The 22,072-nt window shown below is 58.6% G+C and carries 22 protein-coding genes; 8 read left to right on the top strand and 14 right to left on the bottom strand.

The annotated features are described in order from the left end of the window. Positions 1-12 precede the first annotated feature (12 nt). From QEH54_RS03465 to QEH54_RS03455, 3 genes are all read right to left on the bottom strand, one after another. Positions 13-1,857 carry an efflux RND transporter periplasmic adaptor subunit gene (locus QEH54_RS03465; RefSeq protein ID WP_309017229.1) on the bottom strand — a complete coding sequence of 615 codons (1,845 nt, stop codon included), beginning with the start codon at positions 1,855-1,857 and terminating at the stop codon, positions 13-15. 34 nt (positions 1,858-1,891) lie between these two features. Continuing rightward, on the bottom strand, positions 1,892-3,208 hold the full coding sequence (locus QEH54_RS03460; protein ID WP_309017228.1) for a TolC family protein: 1,317 nt from the start codon (positions 3,206-3,208) through the stop codon (positions 1,892-1,894). 110 nt (positions 3,209-3,318) lie between these two features. Beyond that, entirely contained in the window at positions 3,319-3,720 is a 402-nt protein-coding gene (locus tag QEH54_RS03455; protein WP_309017227.1) for a hypothetical protein, read from the bottom strand. A gap of 155 nt (positions 3,721-3,875) precedes the next feature. Here QEH54_RS03455 and QEH54_RS03450 point away from each other — a divergent pair, with 155 nt between their 5' ends. After that, positions 3,876-4,778, top strand: a complete 903-nt coding sequence (locus QEH54_RS03450; protein ID WP_309017226.1) for an alpha/beta hydrolase — start codon at positions 3,876-3,878, stop codon at positions 4,776-4,778. Positions 4,779-4,798: 20 nt separating this feature from the next. Here QEH54_RS03450 and QEH54_RS03445 read toward each other — a convergent pair whose 3' ends face one another. After that, a complete protein-coding gene (locus QEH54_RS03445) occupies positions 4,799-5,347 on the bottom strand; it encodes a redoxin domain-containing protein (protein ID WP_309017225.1) in 549 nt (182 codons plus the stop codon). A 69-nt stretch (positions 5,348-5,416) separates the two neighbouring features. Further along, positions 5,417-5,698, bottom strand: coding sequence for a DUF2103 domain-containing protein (locus QEH54_RS03440; protein WP_309017224.1), 282 nt, complete (start codon positions 5,696-5,698; stop codon positions 5,417-5,419). A gap of 142 nt (positions 5,699-5,840) precedes the next feature. Between QEH54_RS03440 and queC the strand changes: the two genes are divergently transcribed. The 4 genes from queC to recF are packed head-to-tail and all read left to right on the top strand — an operon-like array spanning position 5,841 to position 8,881. Continuing rightward, positions 5,841-6,572, top strand: a complete 732-nt coding sequence (queC, locus tag QEH54_RS03435) for a 7-cyano-7-deazaguanine synthase QueC (RefSeq protein WP_309017223.1) — start codon at positions 5,841-5,843, stop codon at positions 6,570-6,572. A 23-nt stretch (positions 6,573-6,595) separates the two neighbouring features. Next, on the top strand, positions 6,596-7,045 hold the full coding sequence (locus QEH54_RS03430; protein WP_309017222.1) for a 6-carboxytetrahydropterin synthase: 450 nt from the start codon (positions 6,596-6,598) through the stop codon (positions 7,043-7,045). A 33-nt stretch (positions 7,046-7,078) separates the two neighbouring features. Further along, the gene (locus tag QEH54_RS03425) at positions 7,079-7,774 is read left to right on the top strand and encodes a 7-carboxy-7-deazaguanine synthase QueE (RefSeq protein WP_309017221.1); all 696 of its coding nucleotides are present in this window, start codon (positions 7,079-7,081) and stop codon (positions 7,772-7,774) included. A 30-nt stretch (positions 7,775-7,804) separates the two neighbouring features. Further along, positions 7,805-8,881 carry a DNA replication and repair protein RecF gene (gene recF / locus QEH54_RS03420; RefSeq protein WP_309017220.1) on the top strand — a complete coding sequence of 359 codons (1,077 nt, stop codon included), beginning with the start codon at positions 7,805-7,807 and terminating at the stop codon, positions 8,879-8,881. Positions 8,882-8,967: 86 nt separating this feature from the next. Here recF and QEH54_RS03415 read toward each other — a convergent pair whose 3' ends face one another. From QEH54_RS03415 to coaD, 7 genes are all read right to left on the bottom strand, one after another. Beyond that, positions 8,968-11,412: a fimbria/pilus outer membrane usher protein gene (locus tag QEH54_RS03415; RefSeq protein ID WP_309017219.1), complete on the bottom strand. Its 2,445-nt coding sequence runs from the start codon at positions 11,410-11,412 to the stop codon at positions 8,968-8,970. Next, entirely contained in the window at positions 11,409-12,221 is an 813-nt protein-coding gene (locus QEH54_RS03410) for a fimbria/pilus periplasmic chaperone (RefSeq protein WP_309017218.1), read from the bottom strand. The genes QEH54_RS03415 and QEH54_RS03410 overlap by 4 nt, the downstream gene beginning before the upstream one ends. Before the next feature lie 32 nt (positions 12,222-12,253). Then, a complete protein-coding gene (locus QEH54_RS03405; RefSeq protein WP_309017217.1) occupies positions 12,254-12,694 on the bottom strand; it encodes a hypothetical protein in 441 nt (146 codons plus the stop codon). A 71-nt stretch (positions 12,695-12,765) separates the two neighbouring features. Further along, complete coding sequence (locus tag QEH54_RS03400) at positions 12,766-13,275, bottom strand: hypothetical protein (RefSeq protein WP_309017216.1); 510 nt, start codon at positions 13,273-13,275, stop codon at positions 12,766-12,768. A gap of 16 nt (positions 13,276-13,291) precedes the next feature. After that, on the bottom strand, positions 13,292-13,804 hold the full coding sequence (locus tag QEH54_RS03395; RefSeq protein WP_309017215.1) for a hypothetical protein: 513 nt from the start codon (positions 13,802-13,804) through the stop codon (positions 13,292-13,294). A gap of 524 nt (positions 13,805-14,328) precedes the next feature. Further along, on the bottom strand, positions 14,329-15,483 hold the full coding sequence (locus tag QEH54_RS03390; RefSeq protein ID WP_309017214.1) for an iron-containing alcohol dehydrogenase: 1,155 nt from the start codon (positions 15,481-15,483) through the stop codon (positions 14,329-14,331). 27 nt (positions 15,484-15,510) lie between these two features. Continuing rightward, entirely contained in the window at positions 15,511-15,993 is a 483-nt protein-coding gene (gene coaD, locus QEH54_RS03385; RefSeq protein ID WP_309017213.1) for a pantetheine-phosphate adenylyltransferase, read from the bottom strand. A 177-nt stretch (positions 15,994-16,170) separates the two neighbouring features. Between coaD and pgsA the strand changes: the two genes are divergently transcribed. Together pgsA and QEH54_RS03375 are read left to right on the top strand one after the other, a co-directional pair. Then, a complete protein-coding gene (gene pgsA, locus QEH54_RS03380) occupies positions 16,171-16,752 on the top strand; it encodes a CDP-diacylglycerol--glycerol-3-phosphate 3-phosphatidyltransferase (RefSeq protein ID WP_309017212.1) in 582 nt (193 codons plus the stop codon). A gap of 14 nt (positions 16,753-16,766) precedes the next feature. Next, entirely contained in the window at positions 16,767-17,270 is a 504-nt protein-coding gene (locus QEH54_RS03375; RefSeq protein WP_309017211.1) for a phosphatidylglycerophosphatase A, read from the top strand. Here QEH54_RS03375 and lgt read toward each other — a convergent pair. Together lgt and QEH54_RS03365 are read right to left on the bottom strand one after the other, a co-directional pair. Beyond that, positions 17,267-18,094 (bottom strand): prolipoprotein diacylglyceryl transferase, encoded by an 828-nt coding sequence (gene lgt / locus QEH54_RS03370; protein WP_309017210.1) that lies wholly within the window; start codon positions 18,092-18,094, stop codon positions 17,267-17,269. The genes QEH54_RS03375 and lgt overlap by 4 nt on opposite strands. A 35-nt stretch (positions 18,095-18,129) precedes the next feature. Continuing rightward, on the bottom strand, positions 18,130-19,215 hold the full coding sequence (locus tag QEH54_RS03365) for a hemolysin family protein (protein WP_309017209.1): 1,086 nt from the start codon (positions 19,213-19,215) through the stop codon (positions 18,130-18,132). 363 nt (positions 19,216-19,578) lie between these two features. Between QEH54_RS03365 and QEH54_RS03360 the strand changes: the two genes are divergently transcribed. Beyond that, on the top strand, positions 19,579-22,059 hold the full coding sequence (locus QEH54_RS03360) for a DEAD/DEAH box helicase (RefSeq protein ID WP_309017208.1): 2,481 nt from the start codon (positions 19,579-19,581) through the stop codon (positions 22,057-22,059). Positions 22,060-22,072: the final 13 nt, after the last annotated feature.

Here is a 22,072-nt window from a genome sequence, read left to right as displayed (position 1 = left end):
GGTGATCATCCGTTAGTATTCGTTTGTGAGCGAACCGCAGGTCAGCATCATGGAGCCGAAGTACGGGTTCTTTAGGTCGTCAGAAGCTTGCAGCCAATCGGCTCCACGATCTGGATACACCATGGGACAATGCATTTGGTAGACAGTATCCTCGAACGCGTCCGGATTTTGCGACACCGCTTCTATATATGCCATCGAGAGCGTTTCAAAGTGGGGACGTCGCAGACCGTCCAGCGAATCTGCTGCAAGCATTTGGTGAATCAAGTCCGGCAACGGCCCTTGGTGACCGGTGATCTTCATCATGTCGCTGAGCGCTGCCCGCGCTGCCTCAAGATCATCGTTGGCGAGCGATTGTTGAAGCTCGAAATAGTGAGGCAAGGTTTGCTTAGCGATTTCGGGTTCAAGGTGGAGATGTTCGGAAGCAGTCTCTTCTGACGTTTGATGTTCGCTGAGACCATCCGGCGATGACTCCGGGTTCATCATGCTGGGCTTGGCGGAAATCTGTAGGGCTGAATCGATCTTAAAGGCTCCGTTCGTAACCACGCGGTCACCTTCGGAGAGCCCGCTTTCTACGACAAACACATCGCCAGCTCGTGGACCGATTTCGATTTCTCGCCCTTCGTAGGTCGGCCGCTCTGTATTCGGTTTCTCGATATATACTACAGCCCGCTTGCCGGTTCGGAGCACTGCGGAGCTGGGAATGACCAGTGGCGGTTTGGCATCGGGATCTTCCACGTAGCCCAGCTCCTCGGCCGGTACGAGGTCCATACCGCAGACGTCGCATTGGCCGGGGCCATCTTTTACGATTTCCGGATGCATGGGACTGATCCACTTGCCAGCGAATTCCGGGGCGTAGACGTTTCCCGCTTGGGCCACGCGGGAGCGAGCGATGGCTTTGGCGAACATGCCAGGCTTCAGTTTGCGAGCTTCGTTATCTACGTTGACGCGCACGGAAACAGTGCGTGTTTTTCGATCGAGCTCTGGATCGATGAATGCGACTTGTCCTTGAAAGGTTTCTCCCGGATAGGCTTCTACGGTGAAGTTCACGGTCTGGCCGAAACGAATCCATGGCAGATCCGATTCATAAGCCTCCAGACGTAGCCAAAGCGTATTGAGATCGACAATACGGAAAAGCGGTTGCCCGGTTTTGATATAGTCGCCCTCGTTGACGTTCTTGTTGACGACCACGCCTGAGATGGGGGCTTTGAGCTCGAAATGGTCTTTGGCTTCACCCCGGTCGATGATGGCGTCGATCTGCTCGGGAAGCAGGTCCCAGAGGCGCAGCTTCTCACGGGCGGATCGAGTGGCGGCGCTTTCAGGATCGTAACGATAAGCGGTGAGGAGTTCGCTTTGGGCGGTGAGAAGCTCTGGACTGTAGACGCGAGCGAGGTGGTCGCCTTTTTTCACTGGAACGCCGTTGAAGTTGACGAAGAGTTCATCGATGCGTGCGGGAAAACGGGCGGTGAGGGACTTCACTCGGGTTTCATCGTAGTCAAGCTTGCCCACGAGACGAATCTCCGCTTCAGGGAATCGCCGCTGCACGGCGGTGGTTTGGATGTCGGCAAGGGCTCGAGAGCTTTCGCTCATGCTCATGGAGCGAGGTCCAGCTCCCGAGTCGTCATCGTTCACGAGGGGAATGAGGTCCATGCCGCAAATGGGGCAGTCGCCAGGTTCGGGTTGTTGGACTTGCGGGTGCATAGAGCACGTCCAGATCGTAGCTGGCGACTCTTCGCTGGAGCTGGGGCCGTGGGCATGCTCGCTTTCTGATAGGGAAGGCGAGGTGCTGCAGCGGCCAACGAAAAAGGCGGCCAGTACGGCGAGAATTGCTCCGAAAATTGGATACGTTTTGTTCTTCATCGTAGGAAAGTAGGTGTGTTTTGATTGGGTGGGGTTAGTCGAGCCAGAGGCCGCCGGAGAGGGTGGCGAGCTTCCAGCGGGCGAGCCAGCAATCGGCGACGACGCGCCAGTATTCGGTCTCAAGGCTCAACAGGGCGCGGTCGCTATCGATCAGATCGAGGATGCTGGCTTTTCCTGATTGATAGCCGGCTTCGGTGATTTCCTGAGCTTGGCGAGCGAGCGGGAGGAGTTGCGTCTGGTATCTTTGGATACGATCTTGCGCGTCTTCCAGTCGGGCGATCCAGGCGCGACCGTCGCTCTCAAGCTGCAGCTCGAGGCTTCGGATTTCCGCTTGGATCGCTTCTTTCTCCAAGGAAGCTCGCAAGCTGATGGCGTTGTTCGCTTTGCCCCAGATGGGCAAGGAGACCCCCACCATCACCGCCCACGGATCCTTGCCGCTGCCGGGGGTGGCGGGATTGAGAGCGTCGCCGGTGCGGATGTAATTGACCCCGACTGAAAAGTCCGGCTTGGAGGCGTACTGGGCCAAGCGTTCACGAGCGGATTTGCCTGATTCCAAGGACCGGAGCATTGCGAGCTGAGGCGAGCGTTCCTTGATGGTGGAGAGCCAGAGTTCGAGGTCCGCGCTGATCGGATCGGGTTCTCGCAGGGGAGCGTTCAAAACGGCCGGACCGTCGTTTCGTCCGAGAAGGCTCGCCAGTTGGACTTCTGCAGCGAAGCGTTGCGTTTCCTGTTTCGCCGCGAGGTCCTGAAAGCGCTGGATCTCCACTTGCAGTTTCAGCAAATCGCTTAGCTCGCCGCCGGATTTCACCTTGTTTTCCACCACCGACTCGAGTCGCCGCAAAAGGGCCACGTTTTGGCGTGTTATTTCTATGGTCTGGTCGAGATAGGCGATTTCGAGCCCTTGCTCGGCCACGTCGTCGACCAGCGTGAATTGCTGCTGGGCGTAGGCGTGCCAAAGCGATTCCGACTCGGCCTGGGCCATGTCACGCATGCGGTCGAGCTTGCCTAGCCAGGGAATCGGCTGCTGCAATGAGATGGCCTGACGCTGCGGTCCGGTTCGGGTTTGGATCGACTCCACGAAGTGGGTGATCTGGAGTTTGGGATCGGGCAGGGCCCGGGCGGAGTCGATGGAGGCTCGGGCTGCTTCGTAGCGGCTTTCCGCGGCTTGCAAGGAAGGATTGTTTTCCAGCGCTTCTAGGATGTAGCTGCCGAGCAGGTGGTCGCTCGATAAGGATTGAGCGCGCCGTGAAATCGGATCTTGTCCATAAGCGGTGAGCGAAAGGCAGCTCGCGATGGCGAGAATGAGGGTGTGAGCTTTCATGGTTTTGATGCTGTGCGAGTGACGAATCACGGTAGGGATTCGCTAGTGACGGGCTTCTTGGGAGTACGGGTCGTCGACTGGATCGAGCCCTCGATTATCCCATGGATTTAGTCTCCTGTGGAGACTGATTCCCTAGAGCATCAAAGCATGTAGACGCAGTACGTCTCTGTGAAAGCGGCAGATGGCGGAGCGCTGGCGCTTCGCTCCGTGAAGCGGGCGACCTTGGACAGTGGCGGCTCCATCTCTGTCTGCTCGAAAGCGGAAAAGAGGGTGTAGAGGACGAGCTGCGCTTTGACAACTGGCGTGTGGGTGTCTGGAGCCTCGCTAATCTGGGCGTCTCTTTCCTCGGTGTGGGGGCAGATGTCGCTCGAGTGGCGATCGAGGTCGCTCTGTTCCTCGTCCTCTTGGCCCATGGTCGTGCAGCAGGAGTGATCGCCTGCCGCCATAGGCTCAGGTTGATCGGCCGTGAGTTCCAAGCAGCAGCACAGCGGATTTATGATCGCTGCGATGAGTAGAGCTGCTATGGATTTGATGCCGGTCATCGTCCTTGGTTTTACTGAAGAATGAGGATTTGGGAAGCTGAAAATCGTTTCGCCCCTTTAGGGAACGTACCAATCGTGACTATGGTTGAGGAAACGTTTGGCAGTTTCCGCGATAGGGTTTTCGTTTGGCTCGAGGGAGCGGGAGGTTTAAGGAAATGAGGAAACGAACGAGGTGGACGCTTTTGGTGGCGGTGGCGATTGTATTGGTGGTGGGCCTCGTGGCGGGATTTTCCGGGTTTATGAGTTTTCGAAAGACGGAGAAAGAGATAAGGGCCCACTTCGAAGCAAGGGGTCAGGCGCTGCCTGAGTTCCTGGAGATCGAGGACGGGACAGGGCGAATTTTCGTTGCGTACAAAGGAGACCTGCAATCTCCGACAGTGGTATTTGTACATGGTTCGCCTGGAAGCTGGGACAATTTCATCCACATGCTCTCGGACGAGTCCTTGAATTCCCGATACACGGTGGCTGCCGTGGATCGGCCGGGATTTGGCAGGAGCCGCCCTTCGCGGGCCGAGCCGTCGCTGGAGATTCAAGCCCGGCGTATCCATGACGCGGTGACGGGAGCGGGTCTGGGGCTGCCGGCTATCTGGGTGGGGCATTCCCTGGGCGGACCGGTGGTAGCTCGTCTGGCGGTCGACTTTCCCAATGCGGCGCGCGGACTGGTTCTGGTGGCGCCGTCTATGGATCCGGAATTGGAGGAGCTAAAGTGGTACAACTATTTGGCGAAGTTTCCGCTCTTTAGGTGGGGGCTCTCGCGGGCGTGGCGCAACAGCAACGACGAGATTTTCCCGCACCGATCGGAGCTGGAACTGCTGGAGAAGGAGCTTTCTGAGATTCGGTGTCCGACTATCGTGCTGCAGGGGGATCGCGACGAGCTGGTGCCGCCGGGAAACGCGGACTACGTGAAACGCAAATTTCTCAACGCCCCGGTCGACCTTCGCATGCTGAGTGGGGCCAACCACTTCATCCCCTGGACGCGTCCCGAGCAAATCAAGCAGGCGGTGGCAGACCTGCAGGCCCGGACCCAAGCGCCAGCCGAAACCGAGCCGGGGTCGTGAAGGCCGGGCCAACGTGGGTTTCAATCCGTCTGCGGCGTGACGGCATTTTTCGCGATCTCCAGCAAGGTGTCGACACTCCATTGATCGTCCGCGTGCCTCCCGTATTTGACCGCTCGAACCGTCCCGCTGGCATCGAGTAAAATGTCGGCCGGAAGTCCCAGAGGGCCGCCTTTGAGAGATAAACCGAGGCCTTTTCTCAAAACGCCCCGCGCGGCGGAGAGGACGGCTCGCGGATGCAGCAAAGACATCAGCGACGCTTCCACGCCGAAGCTGCGATAGTAGCGTTTTCGCCAGTCGGCCACCAACGGGAAGGGCAGCGCTTTGCTGTATTTTCGCAAAGCTGTCGGGGTTGAATGGAAGAACACGATCTCTTGGATCCCTTGATTTGAAATCTCATGCGCACGGGCCGCGAACTGCTGCAGGTGAAGGTGGCAAATCGGGCAGCCGGCGAAGCGCCGAAACTGAAGATGCGTGAACGCGTGCTCGGGCGACGGCAGGGCAAGACTCGCTCCCTCGATGGATTCGAGGCGTTGGCAAGAGATAACGGACTGCACGGACAGTTGAGGCATGTCTTGCTGGGAGGCGCGTAGGCGTTCGATTATTCCAGCAAATGCTAATAAACCGTTCGCTGATATGGCTCAGCGCAGCTTTTCGATGGCCGATTGGACCTCCGCCTCGCGCCCGGCCTCGGTGCGAATGAAGATTTCCTGCAGACCTTTCGCGGTCTGGGAAACAGCCTTGAGGCCACCCGGCTGTTGTCGCTGGATTTTGACCGCGCCGGTGCGTCCGGATTTTCCGAGCGATTTCCCGCCGTAGGAGCGACCGATGATCACGCCGACCACCCCATCCATGGCTTCGATCTTCTTGATGGCCTGGAGCGTTTCCTTGGAGGTGCTTTGATGTCGTCCGCGCGATGGCATGAGTTTCTCTAGATCGACGCATGCAAGGAGCTTCGCGGCTCCGTGGCAAGTCGCTGCTGGATATGGAGGCGGCGCGGCATGGCGATTCAAGGCGCTCTTTTGAGGTTGAGTTGCGTCAAGAGGCGCCCTAGGTCGAGCGGCGATGAGCTTGGAAGCGAAGAGAGAGCCACGCAGCGCGGTAGCCGTTTATTCCGGAGGAATGGATTCGACGGTCATGCTCTACCACATGTTGGATCGAGGCGTTGCGGTGAAAGGCGCCTTGAGTGTCGACTACGGGCAAAAGCACCGCAAAGAGCTGCAGGTGGCAGCCGAGGTGTGCCGATCGCTAGGCATCGAGCATCAGGTGGCGGATATGCGCGGCATCGGGCCGTTGTTTGGCAAAAGCAGCCTGACCAACAGCTCCGAGGACGTGCCGGAAGGCCACTACGCGGAGGAGCAAATGAAATCCACCGTGGTGCCGAACCGAAACATGGTGCTGCTCTCCATCGCCACCGCATGGGCCATCAGCAAGCAGGCCGAAGCGGTCGCTTACGCGGCCCACGGCGGCGACCACGCCATCTATCCGGACTGCCGCGAAGAGTTTGCCGACGCTCTCGACGCAGCCATCCAGCTTTGCGACTGGAGCAAGGTTTTTCTCTATCGCCCGTTCGTTTCCAGCAACAAGGCCGAGATCGCGGCGCTCGGCCACCAACTCGGGGCTCCCTTGGAGAAAACCTGGTCCTGCTACAAGGGCGGCGAGCTGCATTGCGGGCGCTGCGGCACCTGCGTGGAGCGGCGCGAAGCCTTTTATCTGGCCGGCTTGGAGGATCCGACGGCCTATTCGGAAACGGCGCCGCGGATTGCGGATCTGGTGAAATCAGGCTGGAAACTCTAAAAGCGAACCCCCATATCGAAACGATGTTCACCTGCCAAAAGACCTACCCGGACATTCCCTTTGCCCATCGGCAGCATTTGCACGACGGGCATTGCGCCCAGATCCATGGTCATAACTGGACCTTCACCTTCACCTTCGGCTGCGAAAAGCTGGACGAATGCGGTTTCGTGGTGGACTTCGGAAAACTCAAGCCGGTGAGGAACTGGATCGAGGAAAACCTCGACCACGCGTGCGTCTTCAACCGCGACGACCCGTTGCTGGAGGATATCCTCGCCATCAACCAACGCAGCGGCGTGCAGGTTTATCAAGCGTACATCGTGGACCAATGTTCCAGCGAAGGCATGGCCCGCCATCTCTACGAGAAAGTGGACCCGATCGTGCGCGAGCTGAGCGAAGGTCGGGCGTTCCTTCTATCGGTCGAAGTGGTGGAGGATCGCTTCAACCGCGCCACTTACACGCCGGAGCGCGACTAGCGGACGGTCGCGCGTTTTTTCTGTAATTGTAAAATGGCGACGAGCGGAGCGAATCTTCCGATCCACGAATGCTTCCACTCCTGGCAAGGAGAGGGAGCTCACCTCGGACGCTCGGCGTTTTTCATCCGATTGTTCGGCTGCCCAGTGCATTGTCCCTGGTGCGATTCCGCAGGGACCTGGCATCCCGACTACATTCCGAAAAACGTAGCTCGCGTCGGGGCCGAGGAGCTCGCTCAACAGGCCAAGGCCAGCGGTGCCGAGTTCGTGGTGGTGACCGGCGGCGAGCCGACGATTCACGATTTGACGGCGCTGTGCGAAGCCTTGGCGGAGGCAGGGTTGCCGCGCCACTTGGAGACCAGCGGAAGCTTCGAGATTCGCGGCGCCTTCGATTGGATCACCCTCAGCCCCAAATGGCAAAAGCTGCCGCTGGAGGTGAATCTCGCCGCGGCTTCCGAATTGAAGCTCATCGTGGAAAACGAAGCCTCTATCGAAAAGTGGATACAGCAGCTCGGTCCTCACCTCGATGCTCAGCGCCCCGTGTGGCTGCATCCCGAATGGTCGCAACGGGACAACCCCGCGGTGCTGGAATCGATCACTCGCTGCGTCAAGGAGCGAGCGGCTCCGTTTCGCGCGGGCGTGCAGGCCCACAAGTACTATCGAGCGGACTTGCTTGATCCCAACGCTCGCGAATCGGCCCCATTGGGAGGCGACGAGGCCAAGGGCTACTAAGCGGCTTGCTGGAGCGAGTCGAGATCGAGCATGCGAATCAAAGCGGCAGGCGTATCCAACTATCGGAACATCGAGATGGCTCGACTGGATCTCTCCGCGGACCGGGTCTTTCTGGTGGGCAAGAACGGACAGGGGAAAACGAACCTCCTGGAATCTCTCGGCTACGTGACCTCGCTGCGGGCCTTTCGAGCTCGGGAAAACGAGACGTTGATCGGGCCGAAGAGCGCTCAATCGGAAATCGCCTACGAGCTGGAACACGAGGAGCTTGGCGAGTGCCACGCCCAATTGCGAATCAAGAAAAAGGGCAAGGAAGTGGTTCTCGACGGGGAGGCGATCCGCAGAGCATCCGATTTTGTGGGACGGTTTCCTACCGTAGTGCTTTCCTCGGAAGATCTGAGCATCGTGCGTGGCTCGCCGGGCGGGCGTCGCCGTTTTATCGATACGTTTTTATGCGGCATCGATCGCGGATATTACGTGGCTCTGCAGCGCTACCAGAAGTGTATCCAAGAACGCAACGCCTTGCTAAAGCGCGGGGCTGACGCCAGCTTGCTCGGTCCCTTCGAACGCGAATTGATCGAGCCGGCCTTGGAGGTCATTCGAAAGCGAGAGAAGGCCATCGAGGAGCTCGGGGAGCTCGCTCTCGACTTCTACGAACGTCTGTCGGGTTCTAGCGAAGCGATCGGAATGGGCTACCGAGCCAACGTGCAACCGAAAGACGCGGAAGGCTACCGGGAGTTGTTGGCTAGAAACCTGAAGCGTGACCAGATCCTGCAAAGCACCAGCAAAGGTCCGCATCGCGACGATTTCGAGCTCACCCTGAACGAGCGGGCGGCGGCGGATTTCGCATCCGATGGTCAGCAACGTAGCATCGCGTTGTCACTCGCATTCGCCATCATCGCCTACTGGCGCCAGCGCATCGGGATCTGTCCGGTACTGCTGGTGGACGACGTGCTAGGCGAGCTGGATCCTGACCGGAAAAAACGCTTCTGGGAGGCGTTGGATTCGGGTATCCAATTGATTGCGACAGGAACGGAGCTGCCAAGCGCGGATGGCGGTTCGCCGTGGAAAGTCTATCGCGTCAGCGAGGGGCGATTCGAAGTGGCGTAAGGAATGCGCTAGACGCGGAGAGGAGGCTTGGGCGCGTTTCGCATGAACGCGGCTGCGGTGGGCTTGGTAGCGGTAAAGACGGTGGCCTATTGGAGGGCGATGGACGGCACGAAGGAGAGGGTTTCGCCTTCATGGATCTCTACGATGGCGGTTTCATCCGTATTGGGAGCTTGGATGCGGTAGCGACCGGTGGTAAGGCCTGACATCAGAAACCGTCCCACCGCGTTGGTGAAGGTGCTGAAGCTTTCTCCGTCCTCGCGTACGAAAAGGATCGCTTTGTATTTCACCGGTTCGCCATCGCTGTAGGTGAGGGTGCTGCGCAGGGAGTAGATCGCATCGTCCCCCAATTCCAGTCGTACGCCGCGCCGGTAGCCGGGAAAGAAGTAGTAGTCGTTTCGTTCGAGAAAAAGATCGCTGTCTACTGTCTGGATGGTGGCCACGTCTTCGCGGTAGGCGCGCAGGTTTGGGAGAACAGGACTGAAAAGACGGCTTTTGTTGTAGTGTTCGAAGCCGTTCACGCTGGGATTGATGCCGAGCGTCTCGTCTCCCCATGCCGCGTGCTTGTCGACGATCGCGAAACTGTCGCGTATGTTGCGAGTGAATCCGATCGATCCATCCGCGAACGCCACTGCGGAGCGGATGGTGAGCGAGCTGGAGCGGCCTTGGTTCGCGAAACCGTCGATGGTATCGTACACTTCGGTATGGGCGAAGGCTGCGGAGAAGCGCTCGTTTTCGAAGGTAATGCTCCCGTCGTAGTCAAAGCCACTTTCGCTTTTTTCGGCGTTGATTCTAGCGTTGAGGTAGCTGTTCGCTCGGCGGTTCGAGTAGTCCAGCGAGGTGGAAAGCGAATTTCCGGTCTCCACATTCGAATACCGAGCCAGGCTCCGCGCCCGCCATTTTCGAGCTGGATTCCAGGTCAGGGAGAGAAAGCCTCCGTGCTCGTCGCTGCGGTCGTCCCGATTGGAGCGAAGAGACAGCGAAGCGTAGACCGGACCGAATCGCCTGCCGATGCGAGCGGTAGTGGTCTGACGACGCGATCCGTCGTGACGCGTTTGCTGCAGGTAGCTGATCGAGGCGTTCAGCTTTTCCCGAAAGAGCTTTGAAATCGTCAGGGAGTGTGTGCTGCGAAGGTCCCGCTCGCTCGCTTGCTGGTCGCTCTGAAACTGAGAGTATCCTATGCCTGAATACAAAGAGGAAAGCGATATGCCGTATCCAAACAGGTCACGATTCCAGGTAAGCCGCGAGGAGATCGCCCCTTTCGATTGAGAAACGCGATTATGGCTCAGACTCAGGTTGAGTGATCCGAACCGTTCGCTGGCGGTGTAGACCCCGACGCCGAGACGGTTCCAGTCGGCGGAACCCTGAAAATCGATAGTTCCGGTGAACTGGTTGCTCAACCCCTTCTTGTAGTAGCCGCTCAGGAGAGGCTCCTTTTCGATGTAGCGTTCGAACCAGTCGACACTTGTGAGTCGTGTCGCGTCAGGCGTGGATTCCGAAGCCCTAGGAAAGCCCATGGATAGTGAATAGGTGGATACGCCGGAATCGAGCAGATGCAGCGCTCCGAACTCGCTCACGTTCAGCGAATCGTGGAGCCCTGAGTCGGTTTGGATCTCCAGTTCCATGGTATTGGGCCCCGCAGCGAGTTTGAACTCCTCGATGCTGTAGTCGCCAGCATCCAGCTGCAGCGTGCGAGCCAGCCTGCCATTTACCTTCACGTTCACAGTGGCGCTTTCTTCGAGGCGAAAGCTCGCTGAGCTCGTCGGAGTGAAGGTGCGATAGGGCTGAATGCCGAACTCCTTCGATAGGCTTGCCCCGACGAGCTGGAAGCCGCGCTGCAGGTCGTTGATGGGCGTGGAGATATCTCCCACGCTCAGGCGAAGCAGCTTGTTTGGGAAATCGCGCACCAGACGCAGGTCGCGCAGTGAGAACCCGTCCTGCTCGTTCCATAGGCTTTCCCCTTCGAGGGCGTAGCCGCTCAGGTTGAGCACGTGGTCGATGCCCAGCGAGTGTTCGAGCTCGCCATCGAGTCCGTCCCTCTGCGAGCGTTGCGATCTGAAGCGCAAGTTGGCGTAGCCGCTGAAGCGCGCCTGGGGCTCGTGACCATCGTAGTTGATCTGGCGTTGGTAGCCGAGCTGTATGCTGCGAGGACCGGTGTCTGCGTTTTTCGTTCTTTCCTGTATTTGAAGAGCAATGACAAGTCGCTCGAGATCGAGATGGATTTCGAGTCCGAGCTCTCTAAGCGTTTCAAGGGAGGTGAAATCGTCTGGCAACGATTCGATGAGAGGCAGGAAGTCGAGGGAGACGAAGTCGACCACGAGCTCGCGAAGGTCGCTTCCCTGCAGTTCGACGATGTCTAGAGTGGCGGTGGTTCGGGCAACGACTTCGCCGTGGCTTTTCCCGTTTATCTCGATTTCGAACGGGAAGGAGAGGGCGTTGTCGTCCTCTTCCAGAGAAGCCCCTTCGCTAGTGATGCCGAGAGCCAAAGCCAGAGCGATCGTCGCGATAGCTCGGACTATTGGCCGCCTGCTCACCGCTTTTTCGTGACGAGGTCGATGCGTTCGATGTCGACGATGTCAGGAAAATCGTCCTGCCAACGTATCTTGAATTCCTTCTGGCTCTCTTTCATGACGACTTGTCCGGCCACGTACTGCAGGTCCTCCTTGTCGAGCTCGTATCGGTTTCCCGCCTTCGTCACCAAGCTGATTTTCGGATACCGAATGTATCCATGGGCCGGGCCGGTGTTGGCGACGGTGAAGCGCAGCATGGGAATGGTTTGGGAATCCGTAGTGGCGTTTTCGTTACGTTCGTCTGGGAGGGAGACGGAATCGGGACTTGGCATCTCATACTTGTCGAAGCGGGTGATCGCGAGCTCGTCTTCCAGTCCGGATGGAGTGAGCCAGATTCGTGTATTGTACTGCATGACGATGCGCATGCTGAAGGAGCTTTCGCCTTCGGGCAGGACTTCGTCCTGGGCGAGATCGACTGGCAGTTCCTTGAAAACGATGCGATAGGTGTCTTCGGTCTCGCGAGGATCGCCGACGTAGATGACCTTGACCGAGCGCCGGGCGTTAGGAGGGAGTACGAATTGCTGCGGGATGATGAGAAACTCGTCCTCGCCATTTCCGATGTCCATGGTCTCGACGCCGTTTTCATCGAGCAAGGGTTTGGCGACGGTGATTTCCACCGGCTTCTCCTGGTCGCTGGCGTTGGTTAGTACGAAAACTTGCTGGGATCTAGGGGCGTTGGGATCGAAGTCAGCGACCATGGGGCTGACGCTGAAGGCGTGGGCGAAACTGGAGACAAGGATCGCTAGGAGGGAGGTTAAGGCGAGTCGTTTCATAGGTCGATTGGTTGCGTGGGACGGGTGAAGGTCTATTGTATTATGAATGTGGATACTCCTTGATAGCTGTCTGCTCTGGGGTAGGCGGGCACGTCGTAGCGGATTTCGAATACGATGGTGTATTGGCCAAGGCCGAATCCCGGATCCGCTTCGATGGTGGAACCGTTCGGCGAAATGGTGATGCCTGCGGCGTTTCCGTTTCCACCCTTGACCCAAGTGATGGATTTGAAGGCGAGGGTGGCGGGAATCCGTTCGCCACTGCTTGATCCGATGAGGTGTCCGGTGTCCACTTCTCCGGTGAGAATCCAGCCGGCGCTGTCGTTGTTGTTTATGAGGTCGAGCGTCAGGTCGCCGGAGTAGACGCTTTGGGGAGTCGACCTGACTTCGATGCTGGGAAGGGAGAAGCTCCGATCGGTGCGAAGGTTGATGGCTGCCAGCCCGGAAATCGGCAGCCATAGAACGGCCAAAGCCAAGAGCGCGGCTGTTCTTAGAGTGTGACGATGGGGCGATGGCTGTTTTTCGAGAGAACTGTGTGGGGAGCAGTTCATTCTGCGACGATGGTGAAAACGATGGCTCCTGAGTATTCGCCTACCTCGGCGTAGGCCGGAACGTCGTAGGAGATGTGATAGTCGATGGTGAAGTTCGCGATGCCGGAACCGGAGCTGAAGACCACTGCGTTGGGGTCTTCTATCGAGGTGCCCGACAGGTCGCTTGGGTTTTGGAAGCCGGCGATAGTGCCGATTGGGAGGGTGAGGGAACCGTTGCTAAGATTGCCCGGGGCGGCGGTTAGGCGCCACCCCAGGCCATCTCCGTTCAGATCGTTGACTAGAATGTCGGGGATCTGGAAAGTCACTGCGTCGGCTTGATCGGCGCTCGTCACGCTGACTGCACCACTAGTTGGCGTGAACGGACCGTTGACCGATGAGGGCGCTATTTCCAACACCCCAGGATTGACCGTGACCTGGAGCGTGGCCTCCTCGACCGATCCGGATTGGAGGGTCGACGAGCAAGCAGCGCTGATGAAGCAAACCAGTGACTTTCGAAAAGGGGGCATTCAGTGCGACGGGCGCTTAGAGGGAAGTGATCGCGAAAGCGACGACACCTGTGTATGAACCAGCATCCGTGTAAGCAGGAACGGTGTAGGCGACATCGTAGTCGACGGTGTAGCCCTCGATGCCCGTTCCACTGCCGTAGGTGATCTGGTTGGCGCTGTCGATGGTGGTGTTTCCGGAGTCCGAAGGATTGTTGAAGCCAGCGGTCGTACCGAGGGGAAGGTTGTTCGATCCGTCAGTCAGATTGGCGGCCGGCGTGGCGGAGAGCACCCAACCGGATCCGTTTCCGTCGAGGTCGTCTACGGTGATTCCGTCGATGTTGAAAACGAGGGCGTCCGCTTGCTCGGCTCCGGTGATGGTGACGGCGCCTCCGACTGGCGAGTAGGTGCCGGAAAGGGAGGAAGCGACGATTTCCAGGGCGCCCGCATCGATCGTAGCGGAGAGGCTGGCGCTTTCGTTGGCGCCACCGAAGGCGGCAGTTGCGGTTGCGACGCCAGCGATGCCGGCAAGTAGTTTCTTAAGGTTCTTCATGATGTTAGTAGTAGTAGGGATTTGGTAACGATTTTTTATCTATTTTCCTGTTGTTTCACCGGCATGTTGGACCGGCAGAAAGGATCGAAAGGGGGACATTGGGATAGCTGGCTGCTTGGGTAGAATCCTACGTGAAAACGGGAAATTTGGGGTGTTATATGGAAGGTGAAAACCTCACTTCAGGAAGGTTAAGACCCTGTATCGTCACAATATGAAGTCTCCTTAAGGGAAAAATTATCCATAGGGGATTAAGAGAAACGGAAAAGAAGAAGGGAATTAGACCCTAGATTGCCGACATGAATACCTCAAAAATGCGAAGGATTTGGTTAAAACTATTACAAACGTAATACTTTCTCCCTTCGTTGAACATGAGGTCGGTAGAGCTAGGGTGATTCTGATGTAAAATAGAAACCCTACAGGTGTAGGAATATACCCCAGCTGTATGGGTATGGAGGTCTCCCGTCAGGAGGTTTGACGGGTGGGGATGCGCCCGTCTTCGGGGCTTGCTGGCTAGCGGCGGTCGGCTAGAGCGCGTTTTCCAGGATCTCTTCCAGCTCGAAGCGTGAAAGCTCGATAGGGTTCCCCTTCATGCTGCTGGAGCTGCCGGCTTTGCGTGCCGCTTCGGAGATGCGATCCGCGGTCAAGCCGAGCTTTCCTAGTCGCTTCAGGGGCAGCTCGTTGAAGAGGGCGTCGAACCAAGCCAAGGCGTAGGAGGCTTTCGCTTCCGGGTTGCCGGTGATGAGGGTAGCGAGATCGCGCATTTTTTCGAGGCTCGGGTTTCGCGGCTCGCGGGTGGCGAGAGCGTTCATATTGGCCTTGAAGCACTCGGTTAGCAGACTGGCGCAAATAGCGCCATGCGGCGCGGGAATCATGCCGCCTAACGGGCCGGCGAATCCGTGTACCGACCCCAACTTGGCGTTGGCGAGGGCGATGCCGCCGCAAAGGCTGGCCATGCAGAGGTCGCTCTTGGCGTCGGCGTCGAGCGATGAACTGCAAGCTGAGCGAAGGGAGCGGGCTGCCCGGCGCAGTCCTTCCCGAGCGATGCCGTCGGTCAGAGGATTGGAAAAGCGGGAGAGGTAGGCCTCCAGGCACTGGATCAGAGCGTCCATGCCAGTGTATGCGGCGACCTCGCCGCTGAGCCCGTAGGTGAGCTCCGGGTCCACGACGGCCCAGCGCGGAAGCATGAAATCGCTGCGCAGGCTTACTTTCACGCCCGCTTCTGGAACGCCAATCACACTGTTCTTGGTGACTTCCGACCCGGTTCCAGCAGTGGTCGGCACGGCCATGAAGGGGAGAGAAGGCAAGGTGAGGGCCCTGCCTTTTCCCACGCCTTCCAGATAGTCGAGCAAGTTGCCGCGGTTTGGCAGCAAGGCTGCTACGGCTTTGCCGGTATCGATCACGCTGCCTCCGCCGATGGCGATGATCGCCTGGGCATCCGACTTGCGAGCCGCTTCGGTGGCCGCGTTTACCGAGTCGAGCGTGGGCTCGCCGGAAACGGAGTAGAGCTCCAGCGGATAGCCGTTTCGTTCCAGCAAATCGAGGATCGCCCGATTGCGAAACGGCGATGCTCCGGTGATCACGAAGATCTGACCGAGCTCGTCGGGTAGCAGGCTGGCGATGGATTTGGCGATTCCAGCTCCGAAGTGGATGGAAGTGGCGGTGGCGAACTGGAATTGCATGGCGGTGGTTGGGAGGGATCGGATCGGTCAGCGTTTTGGAAAACGTTTTCGTAGGGCGGCGTTCACGCTTGGCGGGACGAAATGCGAAACGTCCGCCCCGAATTCCGCGACCTGCTTGATCAAGCTGGAGCTGGTGTAGTTGTAGCCTTCCTTGGTCATGACGAGGATGGTTTCGATTTCAGGCGCCAGGTGGCGATTCATCAGGGACATCTGAAACTCGTATTCGAAGTCGGAAACGGCCCTGAGCCCACGGATGATGGCCACGGCTCCTTGCTCCTTAGCGAAATCCACCAGCATGCCGGTGAATACTGCGGTGGAGGCGTTGGGGATCTGAGCCACGTTTTCGTTCAGCAGGGCGAGTCGCTCCTCGACCGAAAAAAAGGGGCGCTTGTTGGGATTGTCGGCTATGGCGACGATGACCTTGTCAAACATGCGGCACGCTCGCTTGAGCACGTCGAGATGACCGTTGGTGATGGGATCGAAAGTCCCGGGATAGATGCAGATCCTCATAAGCGTGTAAAAGGCAAATAGATAGCGCGCAGCGTCGATGGCAATGGCGTAATTATCCGAGCGTCCCGTCCGTGGGCGATGACGGTGTCGATGCGCTCGACGGGGCACCTCTCGAAAGCGGGCCTGGACTGCTCCAAACGCTTTACTTTGGGGAAGGGAGGGCTTTGAGTGCGGCCGATGAACTTGCCCAATCTGCTCACCCTGTCGCGTATCCCGATGATGTTCCTCATCGTGTGGCTCATGCGCGAGAGCTTCCCAGGCGCCGCCTCCTTGGCCTTCGTGCTTTTCGTGGCCGCGGGCATCACCGACTGGCTGGATGGCTTCTATGCCCGCAAGCTCAATCTGGTTTCGAATTTCGGCATCTTGATGGACGCCTTGACGGACAAGATCCTCATGCTCGGGCTGATGATCGCTCTGGTGGAGCAGGGCCTGGCCCACATCTTCCTGGTCCTGCTGATTCTCGGGCGCGAGTTCATGATCACTGGGTTGCGGCTTGTCGCTGCGACCAAGGGAGTGGTCATGGCGGCGGAGAGCGCTGGCAAGCAGAAGACCGTTACCCAGATCATCGCGGTTGGCGGCTTTCTACTGGCGGTAGCCTTCAGCGACGATTTGGCGGCATGGGGCGTTCCCTACGCTCAGGAGATTTCGGTCTGGGTCTATTGGATCGGTCGAGTGACCTTCTGGCTGTGCGTAGCGATGACTCTGTATTCAGGCGCTAAATACTTCCGGAAGTACGGCGACCTGGTCTTCAAAGCCTAGCAACCCCAGCGACTATGATAAAGAACCCGAGATGGCCGCGCTATTGGCCGAACCATGTGGTGGTGAAACTGGCCACGATCGGCAGCCTTGGCTCCTTGAAGGCCCCGGGCACCTGGGGCTCGCTGATGGGGCTGGTGTTTTTCGCCACCATCACCGTGCACCTGAGCGACTTCGCGGCGGCTTTGCTCCTGGCCGCGGGCACCTATTTCGCCATCGGCATTTGTGGCGAAGCGGAGAAACGTCTCAAGAAGGTCGATCCGGGCGAGGTGATACTGGACGAGTTCGTGGCCATGCCGATCTGCTTTCTGGGATTGCATGCCCACATGGGGCAGAGCCAGTCCTGGATCGTCATCCTAGCGGGCTTTCTGCTCTTTCGCTTCTTCGACATTCTCAAGCCGCTTGGCATCAAGAAGCTGCAGCGCTACCATGGCGGCTTTGGCGTGGTGGCGGACGATGTCGCCGCGGCCTTGATCGTGTGCGCGATTCTGAACGTAGCCGCACGGGTCTGGATTTTCTAGGCCGATCTCTTTCGAGCGTCTGCTGGGTGTTTTCTGGCCCAGATGATGATGGCGATGCCAGCGAGAGCGGTGAAGATCGAGAGCAGGGCCCCGCGATTGATGAAGCCGAAGTCTAGACCGATGTGGGCGTCGGGTTCGCGAAACTGCTCTCCGATGATGCGCACGATGGAGTAACCGAGAAGAAACTCGCCGCCAATCTGCCCTGGATGCGTCTTGAGCACAGGACTGGTCCAGATGCGCATTTGGGTGTAGACCAGCAGGACCAGTCCCTCGAGGCCCGCTTCGTAGAGCTGAGAGGGATGTCGCGGGAAGGGGTCCTTGGCTTCGGGGAAGATGACGCCCCAGGAGCCGTCGGTGTGCTTGCCCCAGAGCTCCCCGTTGATGAAGTTGGCGACGCGACCGAAGAGCAGGCCGGGAGGAGCCAGGGTGGCCAGAATGTCGCCTACCTTGAGGAAGGACTCCTTGAAGCGGCGGGCCATGATCCAGGCTGCGATGATCACGCCGACGAAGCCGCCATGGCTGGCCATGCCGCCTTCGTTGAAGCGGAAGAAGCTCATCGGATCGCTGAGCAGCGTTTCGCGGGAGTAGAACAGGAAGTAGCCGAGACGGCCGCCGACGATGACCCCGATTACGATGGCGAAAAACAGGTCGCTCTGCTGCTTGCTGTCGAAGGGCGAAAGCCCCTTTTTGTAATAGATATGGAGCAGCCAGATGCCGGTGAGAAATCCTAGGACGTAAGCCAGTCCATACCAGCGAATTCCCCAGCTTTCGGAAAACTGATAGATGAAAGGGTCGAGGTCGTGGGTCCAGGTGGGAAACTGCATCGTTCGGAAAGCCCAGATTGTGGATACGCGAAAGCCTAGGCGTCGCGATCCTCAGAGGTGCTTTCCTCGTCGGCAAGGATTTCCGCAGCTTTTTTACCCAGAGCCTCGCTGCGGGCGAGCTCTCGCATGTCGATGGCCACGTCGTCCTTTTCGAAGATCTCCCGACCGAGAATGTACTCCATGATGTCCTCCATGGTGACCACACCCGCCATGCTGCCGAACTCGTCCACGACCACTAGCAGCTGCTGGTGCTTCTTCAGGATCGTCTGCAGGGCGGCGGCCACGGTGACCGTTTCCGGGACGAAGAACACCTCGTTCATGATCTCCGAAAGGCGCACCCGGTCCTGGTCCTCGGCCACGTACTTGAGCAGGTCGCGTCGCCGGACGAGTCCCACGATCTGGTCGATCTCCTCGTCGAATACCGGAATGCGGGCGAAAGGGATGTTTGGATACGTGCGAAAAACGTCGCCGATGGTCAGAGTGGTCTCCAAGGCGGTGACCACCACCCGGGGAGTCATGATCGCGGAGACCATTTCGTCGTCGAGCTTCAGGGCGTTGGTCACCATGTCCGACTCGCTGCTGGTCAAGGTCCCCTCCTTGGCTCCTTTTTCGGCGAGCAGGATGATCTCCTCTTCATTCGACGATCCGTCGTCGTTGCTCTGGTCCTCCTTCACCACGAGCCGCACCGAGAGGTTGGTGAGGGACGTCGCCGGCCAGAGGGCGACTTTCATCCATTGCAGCGGACCCACGGTCCAGGGATGGATCTGGACCCGGTAGGCGACGCCGAGGTTCTTTGGGATGATTTCGGAAAAGATGAGGATGCTCAGGGTGAGGATGCCCGTCACCCAACCTACGATGGAGCTGCCCCAAATCTCGGTGGCTAGGGCGCCCACCAGAGCGGAGCCCGCCGTATTGGCGATGGTGTTGAGGGTCAGGATGGCGGAAATCGTGTCCGACAGGTCGGTCTTGTGCTTTTCCAGCAGCTCGCCCTTCTTCGGTCGCTTTTTCTTTAGCGATTCGATGTCCGCGATGGTGGTGCTCAGTATCATCGCTTCCAGCATGGAGCAGACGAACGAGACGCTCACTGTGAAGAGGGCTGCGGCAATGAAGGCGGATATCATAGGGAGATCAGCCCGGATGAAAGCTGTGTGGATGCCGAGGCTCTACGAGAGAGCAGGGGGAAGCGACGATGGAAACGGTAGCGGCGGCTACTAGGGTCAGGCTCGTCGTCCGAGTCCAGTTCAAGTTGGACGATAGGCGACGAGGCGGAGCTGGTTCGATCGATGTTAGGTTGACTCATTGCGTATATGATAAATGTAAGCGCCTGGCCAAAAAATCAAGGAGCATATTGGGCGCCAAGCAGAGGACGGGCGGTGTGCGGCTAAGCCCAGATAATCAACCGCTTGCGACACGCGTGGACCGATAGTCGCAGGCTTGGGCAATCTCTTGATTGCAAATGGAAGCGGGTTCCTCCTCCTAGGGGCATGGATGCGTTTGCCTTCGATCAGAGATTTGCCCGCTACGTTCGGCAGGTGAACAGCCAGGCGATCAGCCGCGGCACGGAGCTTTTCGAATCGGAGGAGGTGCGGGTGGACGCTCTCGGACGGGCGGAAATCCGCGGCAGCGTAACCGAAGGCAAACGAGGCGTGTTCCAGGTTCGTCTCGCCTTCGACGAAACCGGTGGTCTGAGCGGAAGCTGCGACTGCGAGGAGTTTTTCAACTGTCGACATAGCTACGCCTTGGCCCGAGCGGTTCGGGTCAAACTGAACGAGCGATCGGGCTTGGTTTCGTCGGCGAAACCGGCAGCTAAGGCGCCGCCGACTCAAACTTCCGATCCCTTCGCTCAACGTTTGGGACGCGCCCTCGACGACGAGGAGCGATCGCTGTCAAAGGAGCTTGCCCGATTGTTTGGTCAGGCCAGCAAGTGCGGTTTTCTCGTGTATCCAAGGGATCTCTACAATGTCGTGTCCAAGCGGACGGACCTAGGAGTGGCTACTCGCGAGCCCTTGCGCGACCTGAAGCGGGCTCTTGCGAAGGTGAATCCGGATACGTCGGTTGCGTTCGTCGATGCCCTGAAGGCTTTTTTCACAAGCAAAGGCATTGCAACGCGCCCCGCGTTCGACGCGTTGGCGAAAGAGCATGCCATGAGTCGAGCGGTCGAGTCGGTGTCCCACTCTGAGCGCAGCTGGGATCGCCCTCCTGTCGCATTGAAAATTGGATACGAATGCGAGCCCGCCGAGGAAGGCGACTGGTATCGGATCAATGCTAAGTTCGTGAGTCGAGACGAGGGATTCACGGACGAGGAAATCGCGCGGTTGGTGGCTGCGGATGGCGAATTGACGCAGCTTGGCTCCAAGGGCTGGTTTCGAGTGGATCCGTCATCGCTTTCCGAATACCTGGGGATGGCGGGGGCTATGGGGCTAGATCCTCGGCGAGGAAACAAGCAACGCATCCACGTCACGCAATTCGAGGACTTGCTGGACGAGCGAAACGTGGATGAGAAGACGATGGAAATCGTTCGCCGCCGGGCGCGTCAATTGACGAAGTTGGAGATCCCCAGTCCACCCCGATCGCTGGGCACGGTTCTGCGGCCGTATCAGGTCGAAGGCTTCCGGTTTCTCTGTAGGCTAAGCCTGATGGGGTTTGGAGGCGTCCTCGCTGACGACATGGGACTGGGAAAGACGCTGCAGACGCTGGCCTGGTTCATGTGGCTGGCCCGGCGCAAAGGCGCGTCGCAGACATTTAGAGCTTTGGTGGTCTGTCCAAAGTCTGTGATGGATAACTGGATACAGGAGCCGCTGAAGTTCGGCGCCGATTTGAGCTCCGTTTCGTTTTCGCCAGCTCTGCTGGGCGAAGAAGCCCTGGGCAAGGCCAATATCGTGGTGGCGAACTACGCTCAGCTGCGCCTGCAGTCGGAGTATTTTCTTAGTCAGTCCTGGGATGTCGCTGCATTGGACGAGGCGCACTACATCAAGTCGCCCAGCTCGCAAACCACCAAGGTGGCGTACCAGCTCAACGCGGCTTCGCGGCTCGCCTTGTCGGGCACGCCGGTGGAGAACAGCCTGACTGACCTTTGGAGCCTGATGCGTTTCGCCATGCCCCGTTTGCTCGGGCCGCAAGCCGCCTTCAAGGCGAACTACGAACTTGCCAAGAATCCCGAGGCGCTAGCCGGATTGAAGCGTCGCGTGCGTCCATTCATCTTGAGGCGCTTGAAGAGCGAGGTCGCGAAGGACCTGCCGGAGCGCATCGAGGAGGAGCGCCATTGCGTCTTGGAAGGGGCGCAGCGACGTCTCTACGATGAGGAGTTGGAGAACGCTCGCTCCACGCTGGAGTCGATTCGGAGCGAGGAAGACTGGCAGGGACAGCGGTTTGGCATGCTGCAAGTGTTGCTTCGTCTAAGGCAAATCTGCTGCGACCCACGCTTGATCAAGGAGGGAGGTCGCAGCGAGGGCGATGCGCAATCCGCGAAGCTCTCCGCTCTGCGGGACGTGCTGGAACCCTTGGTGGCCGAAGGGCACAAGGCGCTCGTCTTCAGCCAGTTCGTATCCATGCTGGAAATACTGAAGAAGCAGCTCTCGAGCTGGGGTATTGGCAGCCTTTTGCTGACGGGGAAGACGCGAAACCGCAAGGAGCTGGTGGACCGATTTCAGAGTCAAGGAGGCGAGCAAGTGTTTCTGCTCTCGCTAAAAGCGGCTGGATCCGGGCTCAACTTGACCGCCGCCTCCTACGTTGTCCTTTTCGATCCTTGGTGGAATCCGGCAGTGGAAGCGCAAGCGATTGACCGAACCCATCGCATCGGGCAGAGAAATCAGGTGATCGCTTATCGTATTGTCGCAAAGGATACGATCGAAGAGAAGATTCGCGAGATTCAGCGAGGCAAGGCTGACCTCGCGAATTCCGTACTGGGCGATGACGAGCTGAGCGCTGCGATTGGTTTGCAGGAGATGCGTGAGCTGCTTCGGTAGCGACTGGCGGGAT

Source organism: Pelagicoccus sp. SDUM812003 (genome assembly GCF_031127815.1).
Classification (GTDB): Bacteria; Verrucomicrobiota; Verrucomicrobiia; order Opitutales; family Opitutaceae; genus Pelagicoccus.
This window is presented reverse-complemented; position numbering and strand designations above follow the sequence as displayed.

Coding starts and splice junctions, on each gene's coding strand:
- QEH54_RS03465 (WP_309017229.1), bottom strand. CDS start 1,857: ATGAAGAACAAAACGTATCCAATTTTCGGAGCAATTCTCGCCGTACTG.
- QEH54_RS03455 (WP_309017227.1), bottom strand. CDS start 3,720: ATGACCGGCATCAAATCCATAGCAGCTCTACTCATCGCAGCGATCATA.
- QEH54_RS03450 (WP_309017226.1), top strand. CDS start 3,876: ATGAGGAAACGAACGAGGTGGACGCTTTTGGTGGCGGTGGCGATTGTA.
- QEH54_RS03445 (WP_309017225.1), bottom strand. CDS start 5,347: ATGCCTCAACTGTCCGTGCAGTCCGTTATCTCTTGCCAACGCCTCGAA.
- QEH54_RS03440 (WP_309017224.1), bottom strand. CDS start 5,698: ATGCCATCGCGCGGACGACATCAAAGCACCTCCAAGGAAACGCTCCAG.
- queC (WP_309017223.1), top strand. CDS start 5,841: ATGAGCTTGGAAGCGAAGAGAGAGCCACGCAGCGCGGTAGCCGTTTAT.
- QEH54_RS03430 (WP_309017222.1), top strand. CDS start 6,596: ATGTTCACCTGCCAAAAGACCTACCCGGACATTCCCTTTGCCCATCGG.
- QEH54_RS03425 (WP_309017221.1), top strand. CDS start 7,079: ATGGCGACGAGCGGAGCGAATCTTCCGATCCACGAATGCTTCCACTCC.
- recF (WP_309017220.1), top strand. CDS start 7,805: ATGCGAATCAAAGCGGCAGGCGTATCCAACTATCGGAACATCGAGATG.
- QEH54_RS03410 (WP_309017218.1), bottom strand. CDS start 12,221: ATGAAACGACTCGCCTTAACCTCCCTCCTAGCGATCCTTGTCTCCAGT.
- QEH54_RS03400 (WP_309017216.1), bottom strand. CDS start 13,275: ATGCCCCCTTTTCGAAAGTCACTGGTTTGCTTCATCAGCGCTGCTTGC.
- QEH54_RS03395 (WP_309017215.1), bottom strand. CDS start 13,804: ATGAAGAACCTTAAGAAACTACTTGCCGGCATCGCTGGCGTCGCAACC.
- QEH54_RS03390 (WP_309017214.1), bottom strand. CDS start 15,483: ATGCAATTCCAGTTCGCCACCGCCACTTCCATCCACTTCGGAGCTGGA.
- coaD (WP_309017213.1), bottom strand. CDS start 15,993: ATGAGGATCTGCATCTATCCCGGGACTTTCGATCCCATCACCAACGGT.
- pgsA (WP_309017212.1), top strand. CDS start 16,171: ATGAACTTGCCCAATCTGCTCACCCTGTCGCGTATCCCGATGATGTTC.
- QEH54_RS03375 (WP_309017211.1), top strand. CDS start 16,767: ATGATAAAGAACCCGAGATGGCCGCGCTATTGGCCGAACCATGTGGTG.
- lgt (WP_309017210.1), bottom strand. CDS start 18,094: ATGCAGTTTCCCACCTGGACCCACGACCTCGACCCTTTCATCTATCAG.
- QEH54_RS03365 (WP_309017209.1), bottom strand. CDS start 19,215: ATGATATCCGCCTTCATTGCCGCAGCCCTCTTCACAGTGAGCGTCTCG.
- QEH54_RS03360 (WP_309017208.1), top strand. CDS start 19,579: ATGGATGCGTTTGCCTTCGATCAGAGATTTGCCCGCTACGTTCGGCAG.